General features: G+C 65.3%; 1 protein-coding gene and 1 tRNA gene. One reads left to right on the top strand and one right to left on the bottom strand.

Features of this window, described 5'->3' with window-relative positions:
- The first annotated feature begins 425 nt into the window (after positions 1-425).
- Complete coding sequence (locus SD626R_RS12840) at positions 426-905, top strand: MoaD/ThiS family protein (RefSeq protein ID WP_092566741.1); 480 nt, start codon at positions 426-428, stop codon at positions 903-905.
- Positions 906-1075: 170 nt separating this feature from the next.
- Here the strand turns inward: SD626R_RS12840 and SD626R_RS12835 are convergent.
- Positions 1076-1160 (bottom strand) — tRNA-Leu (locus SD626R_RS12835).
- Positions 1161-1162 lie beyond the last annotated feature (2 nt).

Below are 1162 nucleotides of genomic sequence, written 5' to 3'. Positions count from 1 at the left end.
GCGAGGGAGTCGCTGGCGGCGCCAGCCGCCAGCGACGAGGCTGGGGAGGCGTGAGGTGCGGTTGCGGTGCGGTCGGGTGAGACTCAAAGGGGCAACTGCGAGGGCGAAGCACGGCGACGTAAGTACCGCAGGGAGTGAACGGAGTGAGCGACCGAGGAGCGCAACGAGCCGCGCGAGTCCTCGCGGTTGGGGCTTTGGAGCTGGGTATCGTCGATCCACAATCAGTCATCTATAACTGAGCGGCTGGGGCTTTGGAGCTGGGTATCGTCGATCTCCCAGTATCCACTTATAAATAGACTGCTAGAGCTTTGGAAGAGTTTTATAAAAAGCCGACACGGAAACCGTCGAACCGCTCGCGGCGTCGAGACGAACCCGCGAACATGTTCGTGGGCGCGCTTACCACCTGGAAAGACGTACGAACGGGCATGACACCGAGTCAGCAGACGGAGACCGTCGTCGAGGAGGCGCCGGACGCCGAGAGCGACGCCGCGGGCGAGCCAGAGAGCGACGCGGTGCCGGCGGCGGCGACCGACTCCGAGGCCGAGACGACCGTCACCGTGCGCTGCACCGGCCACGTCCGCACGGAGCTCGGCGAGTACGAGTTCGAGTTCACGTTCGCGGGCGACACGCTCCGCGCGTTCCTCGACGAACTGTTCGAGGAGTACCCGGAGCTCCAGGAGATGCTCATCGCCGAGACCGAGGCGGACGCGACCCACAGCGGCTGGGCGCCGACGCCGGAGGAACTCCCCGGCACGTGGACGAAGAACCCGGTCGGCGAACAGACGACGACGTACGCCCGAATCCTCGTGAACGGCCACTTCAACGAGAACGAGAACGGGTTCGACACGGAGTTGGAGGAAGGCGACCGCGTCGCCCTCGTCTACCCGTTCATGTTCTGCTGTTAGGTCGCGTCTCCGCGGTCTGCCTCAGTGGGGGGCGCGGGCCGCTCTCAGCGGGAGTGCGGGAGAAGGGATTCGAACCACGGTCTGACGTGCTCGCTTCGCTGCGCGCGACCTCCCCGATTCGAATCCCTTCAGTGCCGAGTGCTGTCGCTCGCGAGTTGCTCGCGACAGCATGCGGGGGAAGGGATTCGAACCCTCGAACCTCTACAGGAGCGGATCTTAAGTCCGCCGCTTTTGGCCAGGCTCAGCCACCCCCGCGC

It is taken from the genome of Halorubrum sp. SD626R (assembly GCF_001261915.1).
Taxonomy (GTDB): domain Archaea; phylum Halobacteriota; class Halobacteria; order Halobacteriales; family Haloferacaceae; genus Halorubrum.
The sequence above is the reverse complement of the archived record's forward strand: the minus strand, read 5'-3'. Positions and strand labels throughout refer to the sequence as shown.